The 13019-nt window shown below is 64.7% G+C and carries 16 protein-coding genes, 1 tRNA gene, 1 pseudogene and 1 other annotated feature; of the genes and pseudogenes, 8 read left to right on the forward strand and 10 right to left on the reverse strand.

From position 1 onward, the window contains the following. Both ACN4F8_RS15365 and ACN4F8_RS15370 read left to right on the forward strand, forming a co-directional pair. A partial coding sequence (locus ACN4F8_RS15365; protein WP_419474351.1) for a tyrosine-type recombinase/integrase occupies positions 1 to 503 on the forward strand: 503 nt, incomplete at its 5' end. An 18-nt stretch (positions 504 to 521) separates the two neighbouring features. Beyond that, positions 522 to 1724: an IS91 family transposase gene (locus tag ACN4F8_RS15370; protein ID WP_159604469.1), complete on the forward strand. Its 1203-nt coding sequence runs from the start codon at positions 522 to 524 to the stop codon at positions 1722 to 1724. Here ACN4F8_RS15370 and ACN4F8_RS15375 read toward each other — a convergent pair. Beyond that, the gene (locus ACN4F8_RS15375) at positions 1702 to 1914 is read right to left on the reverse strand and encodes a hypothetical protein (RefSeq protein WP_159604467.1); all 213 of its coding nucleotides are present in this window, start codon (positions 1912 to 1914) and stop codon (positions 1702 to 1704) included. The two genes, ACN4F8_RS15370 and ACN4F8_RS15375, sit on opposite strands and share 23 nt — an antisense overlap. Positions 1915 to 2002: 88 nt before the next feature. Here ACN4F8_RS15375 and ACN4F8_RS15380 point away from each other — a divergent pair, with 88 nt between their 5' ends. Continuing rightward, positions 2003 to 2347 carry a hypothetical protein gene (locus ACN4F8_RS15380; protein WP_419474352.1) on the forward strand — a complete coding sequence of 115 codons (345 nt, stop codon included), beginning with the start codon at positions 2003 to 2005 and terminating at the stop codon, positions 2345 to 2347. A gap of 212 nt (positions 2348 to 2559) precedes the next feature. Here the strand turns inward: ACN4F8_RS15380 and ACN4F8_RS15385 are convergent, their stop codons facing one another. Together ACN4F8_RS15385 and ACN4F8_RS15390 are read right to left on the reverse strand one after the other, a co-directional pair. Beyond that, positions 2560 to 2958, reverse strand: a complete 399-nt coding sequence (locus tag ACN4F8_RS15385) for a type II secretion system protein (protein WP_419474353.1) — start codon at positions 2956 to 2958, stop codon at positions 2560 to 2562. 4 nt (positions 2959 to 2962) lie between these two features. Continuing rightward, positions 2963 to 3484, reverse strand: a complete 522-nt coding sequence (locus ACN4F8_RS15390; protein WP_419474354.1) for a type II secretion system protein — start codon at positions 3482 to 3484, stop codon at positions 2963 to 2965. Positions 3485 to 3937: 453 nt separating this feature from the next. Between ACN4F8_RS15390 and ACN4F8_RS15395 the strand changes: the two genes are divergently transcribed. Beyond that, positions 3938 to 5166, forward strand: a protein-coding gene (locus ACN4F8_RS15395) for an IS3 family transposase (RefSeq protein WP_419474355.1) whose coding sequence is annotated in 2 segments (ribosomal slippage) — positions 3938 to 4226 and positions 4226 to 5166 — 1230 coding nt in all. Because the reading frame shifts where the segments join, the coding sequence is not laid out codon by codon here. Beyond that, positions 4216 to 4332 (forward strand) — a sequence feature (AL1L pseudoknot). It overlaps the preceding gene by 117 nt. Before the next feature lie 270 nt (positions 5167 to 5436). On the opposite strand, the gene ACN4F8_RS15400 is transcribed toward ACN4F8_RS15395, so the two are convergent. Beyond that, positions 5437 to 5512 (reverse strand) — tRNA-Arg (locus ACN4F8_RS15400). 236 nt (positions 5513 to 5748) lie between these two features. On the opposite strand from ACN4F8_RS15400, the gene ACN4F8_RS15405 reads away from it, so the two are divergent. Beyond that, a complete protein-coding gene (locus tag ACN4F8_RS15405; RefSeq protein WP_419474356.1) occupies positions 5749 to 6606 on the forward strand; it encodes a c-type cytochrome in 858 nt (285 codons plus the stop codon). Between the two features lie 359 nt (positions 6607 to 6965). Here the strand turns inward: ACN4F8_RS15405 and ACN4F8_RS15410 are convergent, their stop codons facing one another. From ACN4F8_RS15410 to ACN4F8_RS15420, 3 genes are read right to left on the reverse strand one after another with little or no spacing between them, the layout of a single operon-like run. After that, a complete protein-coding gene (locus ACN4F8_RS15410) occupies positions 6966 to 7481 on the reverse strand; it encodes a DUF2946 family protein (RefSeq protein WP_419474357.1) in 516 nt (171 codons plus the stop codon). A 10-nt stretch (positions 7482 to 7491) separates the two neighbouring features. Next, the gene (locus ACN4F8_RS15415; protein WP_419474358.1) at positions 7492 to 8490 is read right to left on the reverse strand and encodes a YheT family hydrolase; all 999 of its coding nucleotides are present in this window, start codon (positions 8488 to 8490) and stop codon (positions 7492 to 7494) included. Beyond that, positions 8487 to 8924, reverse strand: coding sequence for a YybH family protein (locus ACN4F8_RS15420; RefSeq protein ID WP_419474359.1), 438 nt, complete (start codon positions 8922 to 8924; stop codon positions 8487 to 8489). Before ACN4F8_RS15420 ends, ACN4F8_RS15415 begins: the two co-directional genes overlap by 4 nt. Positions 8925 to 9062: 138 nt before the next feature. On the opposite strand from ACN4F8_RS15420, the gene ACN4F8_RS15425 reads away from it, so the two are divergent. Genes ACN4F8_RS15425 through ACN4F8_RS15435 form a run of 3 tightly spaced genes read left to right on the forward strand, consistent with a single transcriptional unit; the run spans position 9063 to position 11106 of the window. Continuing rightward, positions 9063 to 9671 carry a LemA family protein gene (locus ACN4F8_RS15425; RefSeq protein ID WP_419474360.1) on the forward strand — a complete coding sequence of 203 codons (609 nt, stop codon included), beginning with the start codon at positions 9063 to 9065 and terminating at the stop codon, positions 9669 to 9671. Further along, entirely contained in the window at positions 9668 to 10576 is a 909-nt protein-coding gene (locus ACN4F8_RS15430; protein WP_419474361.1) for a TPM domain-containing protein, read from the forward strand. The genes ACN4F8_RS15425 and ACN4F8_RS15430 overlap by 4 nt, the downstream gene beginning before the upstream one ends. Before the next feature lie 2 nt (positions 10577 to 10578). Further along, positions 10579 to 11106 (forward strand): TPM domain-containing protein, encoded by a 528-nt coding sequence (locus tag ACN4F8_RS15435; RefSeq protein WP_419474362.1) that lies wholly within the window; start codon positions 10579 to 10581, stop codon positions 11104 to 11106. 14 nt (positions 11107 to 11120) lie between these two features. Here ACN4F8_RS15435 and ACN4F8_RS15440 read toward each other — a convergent pair whose 3' ends face one another. From ACN4F8_RS15440 to ACN4F8_RS15450, 3 genes and pseudogenes are all read right to left on the reverse strand, one after another. Beyond that, positions 11121 to 11690, reverse strand: coding sequence for a cyclic nucleotide-binding domain-containing protein (locus ACN4F8_RS15440; RefSeq protein WP_419474363.1), 570 nt, complete (start codon positions 11688 to 11690; stop codon positions 11121 to 11123). A gap of 124 nt (positions 11691 to 11814) precedes the next feature. Beyond that, positions 11815 to 12231: a F0F1 ATP synthase subunit epsilon gene (locus ACN4F8_RS15445; RefSeq protein WP_300653480.1), complete on the reverse strand. Its 417-nt coding sequence runs from the start codon at positions 12229 to 12231 to the stop codon at positions 11815 to 11817. Between the two features lie 75 nt (positions 12232 to 12306). Then, positions 12307 to 13019: pseudogene (locus tag ACN4F8_RS15450) on the reverse strand (F0F1 ATP synthase subunit beta); the annotation flags it as partial.

Below are 13019 nucleotides of genomic sequence, written 5' to 3' on the forward strand. Positions count from 1 at the left end.
AGCACCAGGCGGCGCTGTCGGTGGCCTACGGCGCGGGTCTGCGCGCCAGCGAGGTGTGCAGGCTCAAGGTCGGTGACGTCGACAGCCAGCGCATGGCGCTGCGTGTCGAGCAGGGCAAGGGCGCCAAGGACCGCTACGCCATGCTCAGCCCGGTGGTTCTGGCTCGGCTGCGCAGTTGGTGGCGGGTGGGTCGCGCCCAGGGCAAGATGCTGCCCGGGGGCTGGCTGTTCCCGGGCATGGACCCGATGGATCCGCTGACGATCCGCCAGCTCAACCGCGCGGTGCACGATGCCGCATCGGCTGCCGGCATCGCCAAGCGCGTGACGACGCACACCCTGCGCCACTCGTTCGCCACCCACCTGCTGGAGCGCAAGGTCGACATCCGCGTGATCCAGGTGCTGCTCGGGCACAAGAAGCTGGAGACCACGTCGATCTACGCCCACGTGGCCACTGACTTGCTGCGCGAGGTCATCGGGCCGCTGGAGGAACTGCCGCCGTCCTGAAGCACGCCGGGGTTGTCGATGAAGGGGCGGCCCGCCCTGGAGGTCGCCGACATCTTCCGCGTGCACGGCCCGGCCTGGCGCGAGGCGCAGCGAGGCCACCTGAGCCTGGGCCAGCTCAAGGTGATGTCGGCCATCACCCAGTGCCGCACGGCGGCACTGGGTGGCCATGTGCTGCGCTGCGATGGCTGCGGCACCGACGCTGTGTCCTACAACTCCTGCCGCAACCGGCACTGCCCGAAGTGCCAGAGCACGGCCGCGCAGCGCTGGCTCGACGCCCGGCAGGCCGACCTGCTGCCGGTGGAGTACTTCCACGTCGTCTTCACCCTGCCGGCGCCCATCGCCGACATCGCCTACACGCACAAGGCCGCCATCTATGGCCTGCTGTTCGACATGGCCGCAGAGGTGCTGCAGACCATCGCGATGGACCCCAAGCACCTGGGCGCCCGCATCGGCGCGACGCTGGTGCTGCACACCTGGGGCTCGGCGCTGACGCACCACCCGCACGTGCACGGCATCGTGCCCGGCGGCGGGCTGGCGCCGGACGGCACGACCTGGGTGGCCTGCCGGCCGGGCTTCTTCCTGCCGGTGCGCGTGCTCTCGCGGCTGTTCCGGCGCCGGTTCCTCGAAGAACTGCAGCGGCTGCACCAGGCCAGCCGGTTGCAGTTCTTCGGCGAGCATGCCGGCCTGGCGGACGCAGCGCAGTTCAAGGCCTGGCTGGCGCCGCTGCGCAAGGCCGAGTGGGTGGTCTACGCCAAGCCACCGTTCGCCGGGCCGAAGGCGGTGCTGGCCTACCTGTCGCGCTACACGCACAGGGTGGCGATCTCCAACAGCCGGCTCGTGGCGATGGACGACCAGGGCGTGTGCTTCCGGTGGAAGGACTACCGGGCGGACAAGGGAGATCATGCAGGGCGCACGCGCTACAAGACCATGACGCTCGCGCCGCAGGAGTTCATGCGCCGCTTCCTGCTGCACGTGCTGCCCGGTGGCTTCCACCGTATCCGGCACTACGGGCTGCTGGCCAACGGCAGCCGCCGCGCCGACCTCGCGCGGGTTCGCGAGGCATTGCAGGTCGAAGTCAAGCCGCCGTCCGTGGACGCCGAAGCTACGCCATCTGCCATGCAGCAGGCACCGGTCTTCGTCTGCCACCACTGCGGTCGGGCGCTGCTCGTCGTGCAGACGATCCTGCGCGGCGAGGTCATCAGGGGGCCACCGGCATCGTGAGTGCGTCCACCACCAACATCGCCGTGATGTCGACAGGCCACGTGGGCACGTCGGCTGGGGATGCCTGCGTCTCGATGCGTCCAAGGCCCTCGCCGGCCCACCTTGAGCTGGCGAGCACGGGCATCGAGACAGGCAGCAGCGCCGATGTCAGCGCCACGCGGCCAGCCGACCGCCGCGATCGGTGCAGCATGGGCCGTCTGGCCAACCGGCAATCGCCATAGGCATCCGAGCGTCAAACCTGCCGCAGTGGCCTTCGCCGCGGTTTCCTCCCTCGAGGCTTGTGCGACACCTGCCCTCAGGTTGCCGCCGCTCGGCGCATTGCCGTCGAGCTGGAGGCGGTGGTGCACCGGTTCGCTGATTTCGACGGTGGCTTTGCCATGGGGACCAACGAACTCGAATTCGCCCGCGCGCTGGATCGCGCCACGTTCGTCAAGTGGTGGCATCGAAACCCCGATCGCAAGCCCTACTCCGTGCAGCTCGTGCGCGGGGAGCACAAGAACTACTTCTACCCGGACTTCATCGTGTTCCTGGAGCACTTCCGGGGCGATTCACCCATGCTCCGTCTCATCGAGACCAAGGAGAGCACAAAGGATGCGTCCAACAAGTCCAAGCGGTTCCCGTAGCCATCATGCCGACTGCACGCGGGCCATTGGAGGCATCCGTCGGTTGCAAGCCAGAATAGCTGTACAGCGCCTCTTCAAAGGAGCGTCCCACAATCAACAGTTCTTGCTCGGCATCCCGACGGCTTAGCAACTGCCCATCCTCCAATGCATACGCGCTCACTCCACCGAGGACGGCAATGAGCACCAGCAGAAAGACGTAGCCGAAGCCTTGTTCACCAGTCCGCATAGGCCCGACCATTGCGTGTGACACCGGCAGCCCCGCTGTGTAGGTCGTAAACCGCGCCCTCCAGTCCATCGGGCGGTGCGATGATGCGCCAGGTGCTGCTGGACTCAGTGATGGGGTCCAAGGGCAGTGCTTTGAGGTAGCGCTGCTCCACCAGCTCCTCCAAGCTTTCTGGGTAGCGGCCTTTGTCTCCTCGAAAGTCGTCAATCACAGCGCGCACGGAGCGAAGATTCTCCTGAAGAGTCGTTTCCTTTGCCATATCAATGCGCTGGCTGTACCGCGGGTACACCATCATGCTCAACGTGGCCACGATGGCCAGGACCACCAGAAGCTCGATGAGCGTAAATCCCCTAGCGCTTGAATACATCGGTGCTGGCAGCAGGGTCATCGTGTTACCAATCACGCAGCGCGATACCGTTGAGGCCCTTGGCGTTGGACAGGGTGTGAACGTCGTAAACATTATCTCCGGGACGCGGGTCTACGGCCTCCGAGGCGTATGCCCTTAAACCCCAGGTTTGGGTGGCTGGCACTTCAGGGTCGGTATGGAAGGGGTCTCGAGGAATTCGCCGGATGAAGTGAATCTTTTCGCGCTTGGGACTGCGTCTGTCTTCAACGCCAGCGGCTAACATTTCCAGAGATGGCGGATAACCTGTTGCACCGGCCTCCTTCTCTACCCGGCCTTCATCCGAGGCCCGCTTGTAGGCGTCCAGCGCTTGTCGGATGTCTCGCAAAGCCAGCCGAAGCTCTTGTTCCTTCTGTCTTTGCTGAACCAACTGTGCGGACGGAACGACGATGGAGGCGAGCACGGCAACGATGCCCAGCGTGACGAGCAGTTCGATGAGGGTAAGCTCAGTGACAAGACGTTCTTGAGCCGCGATAAGTAAGGCTTGGGCTGCTGCTGGTTCCGTTGACACCAACTTGGCTTTTTGGGCTTGCTCTTACGGGCCACCAGTTTGCCAAAGCCCTCGATTGAAGGCCGCTACTGGGGCGACCAAGGCAGTCTATCTGCCGCGATGCTGACTGCACAATTGGTCGCTTAGGAAAAATCAGCCTGCCCGACAGCAATGGGGCACCGAGCGCACATTGGTCGCCAGACTTTGGCCGTCAGGACCCGCTGGAGGTAGTGTGAAAACCCATCGCGATCGACGCCAGTTCGAAAGTTGACCTCTCAGATTGGCCCAGGTTGCGCTTTTGTGAATGTGCGAGGGGTTAGGGGCCCTTGAAAACGTGACTTAACGCAGTTTGTACACAGCCACGCTGCACAACGGCCCCACAGGTTTAGCAAGTCAATGGCTGTGAGGATTCGAGTTCCTCACTTGAACCGCCCCGGGTTTTGAGGAGGCTCAACTCTCTGAGAGGATTGAGCCATGAAGAAGTCGAACCACTTTTCTCCCGAGGTCCGCGAACGCGCGGTTCGCATGGTGCAGGAGCACCGAGGCGAGTACCCCTCGCTGTGGGCTGCCATCGAATCCATCGCGCCCAAGATCGGCTGCGTGCCGCAGACGCTCAACGAATGGGTCAAGCGCGATGAGATCGATACCGGTGCCAGGGCTGGCGTCACGACGACCGACCTGCAGCGCCTGAAGGAGCTCGAACGCGAGAACAAGGAGCTGCGCAAGGCCAATGAGATCCTGAAGCTGGCCAGCGCGTTTTTCGCCCAGGCGGAGCTCGACCGCCGTCTGAAGTCCTGAAGGGCTTCATCGATCAGCATCGACAGGCCTACGGGGTCGAGTCGATCTGCAGCACTTTGCAGATCGCCCCGTCTGGCTATTGGCGCCACGCCGCCCAGCAACGCAACCCGGCCTTGCGATGTCAGCGCGCACAGCGTGACGGGGCATTGGCTCCTCACATCGAACGCGTGTGGCAGGCCAACATGCAGGTGTACGGTGCCGACAAGGTCTGGAAGCAGCTCAACCGCGAGGGCATCTCCATTGCCCGCTGCACGGTCGAGCGCTTGATGAAACGCCTGGGCTTGCAAGGTGTGCGCCGTGGCAAGGTGGTGCGCACCACCATCAGCGATGGCAAGGCGCCATGCCCGCTGGACCGGGTCAACCGGGTCTTCAAGGCCGATCGACCCAACCAGCTCTGGGTCTCTGATTTCACCTACGTCTCGACCTGGCAGGGCTGGCAGTACGTGGCCTTTGTGATCGACGTGTATGCCCGGCGCATCGTGGGTTGGCGCGTGAGCAGTTCGATGCGAACGGACTTCGTTCTCGATGCACTTGAGCAGGCGCTGTATGCCAGGCAACCCGAGCGCGATGGCAGCCTGGTTTGTCACTCCGACAGGGGGTCGCAATACGTCAGCATCCGCTACAGCGAGCGCCTCGCCGAGGCGGGCATCGAACCGTCAGTGGGCAGCAAGGGCGACAGCTACGACAACGCGCTGGCCGAGACCATCAACGGCTTGTACAAGGCCGAGCTGATCCATCGGCGAGCGCCTTGGAAGACCAAGGAATCGGTGGAGCTGGCCACCCTTAAATGGGTGTCCTGGTTCAACCACCACAGGCTGCTGGAACCCATCGGCTACATACCTCCGGCCGAGGCTGAGGCAAACTATTACCGGCATCTCGCCAATCAGGCGGCAACCGCTGCCTGACTTAAACCAACCGGCCTCCACGGAACCCGGGGCGGTTCACACTCGACCATTGAGCGGCACAAGTGCAAGGGTCGTTTTCAACGTTCCGAGTTGAACCTGTGGGATGGGCGCGGCACAAGCAAGGCACACATCGGGCACAAGCTTTTCAAAAAGATCAGCTCCGACCATTGGTCCATAAGTGCGATGTGCCCAAATCAGCGGGAGTCGGATTCCGCGAAAAATGATGTTCTTCGCAATATGTGTGTAGGCACTTGCCGCGTGTGCAAGGCTTGGTGCGGCTGGCGGGGATCGAACCCACGACCCTCGGCTTCGGAGGCCGATACTCTATCCACTGAGCTACAGCCGCATGCTGTAAAAAGACCAATACTCGTTTCGTTGCTGCCAGCTGCCATGACGACAGCCTTCGGAGGCCAATACTCTATCCACTGAGCTACAGCCGCAACCTGGCGGATTCTATCAGGCGAGGGGGTTTTGAGACGGTGCCCAAGGGGCGTTGGCTATAATGGAAAGCTGTTCAGAATCCACGTATGCGGGTATGTTCTGCCAGTTTTTCGACCCGCCTTGCCACCCCCTGAGGACACCATGAGCGACCACGCGCACGAACACCACACCGGCCCGATCAAGACACCTTCGCAGTTGCTGTGGACGTCGTTCTTCGCTTTTGTCGCCCCCATTTTCATCATCATTGGCCTGGTCTATTTTGTGACCTCGGGCAACAAGCCCGCCATGGGCGCTGGCGACCCTGAGCTGGCCACGGCTCAACGCATCCAGCGCGTCGGCACGGTTGAATTGCGCGATGCCAACCGCCCGCTGGCACTGGGCGATGCGGTCTACGCTGCGCAGTGCGTGGCCTGCCACGCGGCTGGTGTGGCTGGGGCGCCCAAGTTTGGCGATGCTGCCGCTTGGGCTCCCCGCATCGCCACGGGATACGACGCTCTGCTGACCTCTGTGCTCAAGGGCAAAGGCGCCATGGGCGCGCAGGGTGGTGGCGCCTACCGTGACGAGGAGATCGGGCGCGCCGTGGTGCATCTGGTCAACGCGTCCGGTGGCAACTTTCCGGTACCAGCAGCAGCTGCGCCTGCAGCGCCAGCCGCAGCTGCCGAGGCGGCACCTGCCGCCGCAGCGGCCACACCAGCAGCGGCTGTTGTCGTGGCAGCTGCACCTGCGGCCCCTGCTCCAGCCGCGACGGCCACCGTTGCCGCTGGCGCGGGTGAAGCGCTTTACAAACAGGCGTGTGCTGTGTGCCACGTGGCCGGCGTGGCCGGTGCGCCCAAGTTCGCCGACAAGGCCGCATGGGCCCCACGCGTGGGCCTGGGTCTCGATGGTCTGACCGCGAGCGTGATCAAGGGCAAAGGCGCCATGCCACCCAAGGGCGGTTCTGCCGCCTCGGACGCCGACATCAAGGCCGCGGTGCAGTACATGCTCGAAGCGGTGAAGTAAACGCTGCTGCAAGCTCCCGTAAAAAGGCCGCTGTTCATAGCGGCCTTTTTCATTGGACGCGCCTCTGAGAACCATGTCCCGCCCTACCCGGCCTGGGTCGCCCGGCTCAATCCGATGACGACCCAGGTGGTGATGGCCTGTTTCGGCGTGCAGTGCCGAGATGGCCGCGACAAGGCCCTCGCGGCACTGCAGTCGATCCTGGTCAATTGGATTTATGCAACGAGCCCAGTCACCACGACATCGCCCACCACGTAGACGAGCATATGTACGAGTTCGAGAAGCGGCTGGGTAACTCCGAACAGAGCATCGACAAGCTGTCTGGTCCCGCCCACCTCGACCGCAAAGCTCTGAGCGTCGGTCTAGCGCGGCTGCCGAGCAAATCCCCAACGCTGGGGCAGGGATGCCTGATCGGTCGGGGCCGGCGTCCAGCGTCCGGCCTCAACCCAGTCTGCGGCCAGCGCCATGTCGGCGGTGTGCACGCGGCCCAGTCCCAGCTCGGTGGCCAGATAGAGATGGCCAGCTTCGTTCACGAAGCTGGCCATTTCCTGTTGAGGCGACTGCCCCGTGTGCGACAGCACACGGCCATCGGGCTGCAGGCGCCAGACCCATGGCGTGTCTTCCAGGTCCACAAAGACGCGCTGCGGCCCGTTCTGAAAGAACCACCGGCCTTGTTCGTCGGCCGCATAGTTGCGCTGGATGAAGTCGATGAGCTTCTCGTGCCGCAGCAGCGAGCCCTTGCTCGCCGGAAAGGCGCCAGCGGCCTGCACGCGGTCGTCGCGCATGTACCAGTTGCCACGCGCATCCAGCCCCAGCCAGCCGAAGCAATCGGGCACGTTGGGCCACTTGGCCAAGGCGGCCTTGACGATGTCGTCCATGGTGGTTCGATCAAAGGTGCTTGAGCAACCAGTGTCCCACGGCTTCGGGCATGGCGCGCACATGACCCGGCAGGCCGAGTGCGCCGTGCGAGACCGGAAAACCCACATGGCCGCCCTGTGCAGGCTGCCACAGCGTCACGTGGCGCCCCACCTGCTCAGAGGTCGGCAAGGACGCGGCGGGTATGAAGGGATCGTTGCGTGCGTTGAGCGCGAGCGCGGGCACGCGGATCTGGTGCAACACCGGTTTGGCCGACGCGCGCGACCAGTAGTCGGGGGTGTCGCGAAAGCCGTGCAGCGGTGCAGTGAACAGGTTGTCGAACTCGAAGAGATCACGAGCGGCCAGCAAGGCGTTGCGGTCAAACAGGCCGGGGTGTTGCTCCAGCTTCTTCAGGGCCTTGGGCACCATGCTGGCCATGAACATGCGGGTGTAGACCAGCCGGTTGAAACCGCGTCCGATGGCGTGGCCGCCCGCAGCCAGGTCCAGCGGCGAACAGATGGACGCCACCGCCCGCACCTGCTGGCCGGCGGACTCGCCCATCTCGGCGGCCCAGCGCATGAGCGCATTGCCCCCGAGCGACACGCCGGCCGCGATCAAGGGCCGTCCGGGATGTTCGGCAGAAAAGCGCTTGAGGATCCAGTCGACCTCTTCAAAGTCGCCCGAGTGGTAGGCGCGCGGCGCGCGGTTGAGCTCGCCCGAACACCCCCGGAAATGCGGCACGGCGAAGGCCAGCCCATTGGTCGCTGCAAAGTCGGCAAAGGCCACCGCGTACTGGCTGGCCGATGAGCCTTCGAGGCCGTGAAACAGCACCAGCAAGGGCGCGTTGGCCAAGGTTGTGTGCTGCGCCTGATCAACGTCGATGAAATCGCCATCGGGTGTGTTCCAGCGGCTGCGGGTCCAGCGCGGCGCAGGGCCGAAATGTCGGCGGCTGCCCAGCGCCGCCCAGAGCGTCTGTGCGTTGCCGCCGGGCAGCCACCAGGGCGGGGCGTAGTGAAAACCGTCGGCGCTCAATGCAGCACAGGCTTGGCGGTCAGGATTTCGGGCGGCTCGGTGCGCATGCCCGGGCTGGCGTGGTGCGCCACCATGCGCCAGCCCTGTGCGGTCTTGGCGTACACGTTGGTGGCCACCACCCAGGCGTGTTGGAAGCCGTCGTCGCTCATCACCGCCACGCGTTCGACCACGCTGTGCACGCTGCAGGCGCCCGCATCCAGGCGACGCACCTTCTCCGGTGTGGCCTGCACGCTGCCGTTGGCAAACATTGCCTCGAACGCCGAGCGCACGGCTGCATGGCCGACCAGTCGGGGACCGCCCGGGTGCACGCAGACGATGTCGTCCTCGTCGGCCCAGCAGGCCATGAGGCGTTCGATGTCGGCGTGCTGCAGCGCGTCGTAGAACGCGGCCTCTGCGTCGTCCGGGGAGCCCGGTGGGAGTTTGGGTTTTCGCATGCGCCGTATTTTGACGGCAGTGCATCGTCTGTGTGCCCGGGTGCACCGCCCAGTGCCATGTCCCGGGGGTATAGTCCCGCAGATTCGAGGCTCACCCAGAGCTTCAGCGTGAACGGGCCGCAGGCCACTGGAGGTTTTATGCACACACTTTTGCGCTCTGTCTCCACCTGGGCTGCTGCCCTGCTGCTGTCCATCGGCCTCACTGGTTGCGGCTACAACGATTTCCAGCGGCTCGACGAGCAGACGCGCTCGGCGTGGTCGGAGGTGCTCAACCAGTACCAGCGCCGCGCCGATCTGATCCCCAACATCGTGGCCACCGTGAAAGGCGAGGCCAACTTCGAGCAGGAGACGCTCACCCGCGTGATCGAGGCGCGCTCCAAGGCCACCAGCATCCAGGTGACGCCCGAGACGCTCAACGACCCGGCCGCCATGCAGCAGTTCCAGGCCGCGCAGGGTGAGCTGGGCAGCGCGCTCAGCCGTCTGATGGTGGTGGTGGAGCAGTACCCCAACCTCAAGGCCAACCAGGGCTTCAGCGACCTGCGCGTGCAGCTCGAAGGCACCGAGAACCGCATCACCGTGGCGCGCAACCGCTACATCCAGACCGTGCAGGAGTACAACGTGCTCTCGCGCAGCTTCCCGACCAACCTGACCGCGATGGTGTTCGGCTACAGCCCCAAGGCCAACTTCCAGGTGGCCGACGAAGCGGCCATCTCCGCACCGCCCACGGTGGACTTCAAGAAGCCATGACACGCTTGTGCGCCCGGTGCCTTTTGGCGCTGGGCCTGTGGTGGGTGGTGGCCTTCGCGTCGGCCCAGGGACTGGTGCCGGTGCCTGCGCTCAGCACACGCGTGATCGACCAGACCGCCACGCTGGACGCGGCCAGCATCGCATCTCTTGAGACCAAGCTCGCGGCCTTTGAACAAGCCAACGGCTCGCAGGTGGTGGTGCTGATGGTGCCGACCACCGCGCCGGAAGACATCGCCGATTTCACCCAGCGCGTGGGTGACGCCTGGAAGATCGGCCGGGCCGACGTGGGCGATGGCGCCTTGTTCGTCATTGCCAAGGACGACCGGCGCCTGCGCATCGCCACCGCCAAGGCGTTGGAGGGCGCCATCCCCGACCTCATGGCGCGCCGCATCCTGGACAGCGCCGTAACCCCCGCCTTCCGCCGAGGCGACTACGTCGGCGGCATCAACGCTGGCGTCGACCAGATCCTGGCACGCATCCGTGGTGAAGAGCTTCCCTTGCCCAACGCCTCGGCGGCGCAGCGTGCCGCCAGCTCCGATGATTTCGAATGGATGGACGCGCTGGTCTTTCTGGTGTTTGCCATCCCCATGCTCTCCGGTCTGATGCGCGGCATGTTCGGCAACAAGCTCGGCACCGTGCTCACCGGCGTGGGCGCGGGTGGCCTTGCCTGGGTGCTGACTGCGGTGCTCTGGGTGGCCATCGGCGCTGGCTTGCTCGGCATGCTCGCGGCTCTGTTCATGCAGTTTCTACCGGCGCCCGCCCTGGGTGGTTCGGGTCGAGGCGGACGCGGGGGTTGGGGCGGCGGCATGGGTGATGGCGGCTTCGGCGGTGGTCGCGGGGGCGGCGGGTTCAGCTCGGGCGGCGGTGGCAACTTTGGGGGCGGCGGAGCCTCGGGCGGGTGGTGACCATGAACAGACTGCTGCGCATCTTCAAACACCGCTGGATGGACCGCTCGGACACCGCGCGCGCCGTGCCCGACGACATGGCCGAGCGCATCGCGCGGCGCGTGGCGGCCAGCGAAGGGCGGCACACCGGTGAGGTGCGCCTGTGCGTTGAAGCGGCTCTGCCGATGAGTTACCTGTGGCGCATCGGCCCGGAGGCGCCGTTGGCACAGGTGGTGCGCGAGCGCGCCATCACCTGGTTTGGCCGCTTGCGCATCTGGGATACCGAGCACAACAACGGCGTGCTGATCTACGTGTTGCTGGCCGAACACGCCATCGAGTTCGTGGCCGACCGCGCATTGGCGCGGCGCGTGAGCCAGGGCGAGTGGCAGGCCATCGTGGACCGGCTAGGCGCGCGCTTGCGATCGGGTGAATTCGAAGACGGGCTCACGCAGGCGCTGGAAGAAGTGTCGGCGCTGCTGGTGCTGAACTTTCCGGCCGAGCCCGACGCGGTGCGCCCCAACGAACTGCCCGACGCGGTGGTGCGCCGGTAGCCGTAAAGCGACGATCAGCCCCGGCGTTTGTCCAGCGGGCTGCGGCTGTTCATCACCACCTGCAGCTCTTGCTGCAAGGCCTTGTTCATCTGGGCAAAGGTCTTGAGTTTGCGGGTGGTCTCGCGCAGGCGGTCGGCCATGCGCTTGGAGATCGCGAGCAACAGGCGCGAACCCAGCCGCGGGTCTTCTTTCAGGATGCGCATGAGCGCCGTGCGTGAGAGCACGGCCGCAGCGATGTTGGTGTTGGCCGTGCAGGTGGCCGAGCGCGGTGCGCCATCGAGCACGCCCATTTCCCCGATCAAATGACCGGGCCCCATGATGTTCACCACCATGCTCTCGTGCAGGCCAGGCAGCTCGTTTTCCACCGCAATGTCACCTTCGAGCACCAACAGCATGTAGTCGGTCTGCCGGACTTCACCTTCCTGGATGATCACGGTGCCCGCCTTGATCAGCTTGGGCCGCATGTAGCCCACCACCTTGAGGGCGTCACCCAATGTGAGGTCGGCCAGGGCCGAGGGGGTGACCAGCAACCGCGCAGCGACCTCTTCGGGCGCCAGTTCCGGGCTCTCAAAAATCGATGACATCGTCTCCGCCTTTGTTCACAAGCGCATGGTATTCGTACAGCCGGGTGTTGCAGCCAGCAACAGGCAAAAAAAAGACCGGCTCGAAGCCGATCTTTTCATGGAAAGCAGCGCAATGTTTGCGTGATCACTTCTTTTGACGGAACTTGCGCAGCGCGGCGATCTGGGCCGCCATGACCGCCAGCTCGGACGTGGCCTTGGCCAGGTCGATGTCGCTCTTGGCGTTTTTCAAAGCCTCTTCGGCCTGCTTGCGTGCGTCCAGCGCCTTGGCTTCGTCGAGGTCCTTGCCGCGGATGGCGGTGTCGGACAACACAGTGATGTGGTGCGGTTGCACTTCCAGAATGCCACCGGCCACGAACACGAATTCTTCGCCGCCGTCGGCTTTTTCGATGCGAACAGCACCGGGCTTGATGCGGGTGATGAGCGGCATGTGGCCGGGCAAGATGCCCAGCTCGCCCGCTTCACCCGGCAGGGCCACGAACTTGGCATCGCCAGAAAAAATGGAAGCTTCGGCGCTCACCACATCGACGCGGATGGTGCTCATAGGGTCTCCTGTTGAAGATGGTTGGAAAGCGAACGGGCGGGAAACCAGTGCATACCGGCACCCACCACAGCCGCTTTACGCCATCTTCTTGGCCTTCTCAAAGGCTTCGTCGATGGTGCCGACCATGTAGAACGCCTGCTCGGGCAGGTGATCACACTCGCCGGCCGTGATCATCTTGAAACCACGGATGGTCTCGGCCAGGGTCACGTACTTGCCGGGCGAACCGGTGAACACTTCAGCCACGTGGAACGGCTGCGACAGGAAACGCTGGATCTTGCGGGCGCGGGCCACGGCCAGCTTGTCTTCGGGTGCCAGTTCGTCCATGCCCAGAATGGCGATGATGTCGCGCAGTTCCTTGTAGCGCTGCAGGGTGTTCTGCACGGCGCGGGCGGTTTCGTAGTGCTCCTGACCCACCACCAGCGGGTCCAGCTGGCGGCTGGTGGAGTCCAGGGGATCAACCGCGGGGTAGATGCCCAGCGATGCGATGTCACGGCTCAGCACCACGGTGGAGTCCAGGTGGGCAAAGGTGGTGGCGGGCGATGGGTCGGTCAAGTCATCGGCAGGCACGTACACGGCCTGGATGGAGGTGATCGAGCCGACCTTGGTGGAGGTGATGCGCTCCTGCAGGCGGCCCATCTCTTCGGCCAGCGTGGGCTGGTAGCCCACGGCGGAAGGCATGCGGCCCAGCAGGGCGGACACTTCGGTACCGGCCAGCGTGTAGCGGTAGATGTTGTCCACGAAGAACAGCACGTCACGGCCTTCGTCGCGGAACGACTCGGCGATGGTCA

Origin of the sequence: Hydrogenophaga sp., assembly GCF_048549895.1 — a bacterium.
Lineage (GTDB): Bacteria > Pseudomonadota > Gammaproteobacteria > Burkholderiales > Burkholderiaceae_C > Hydrogenophaga.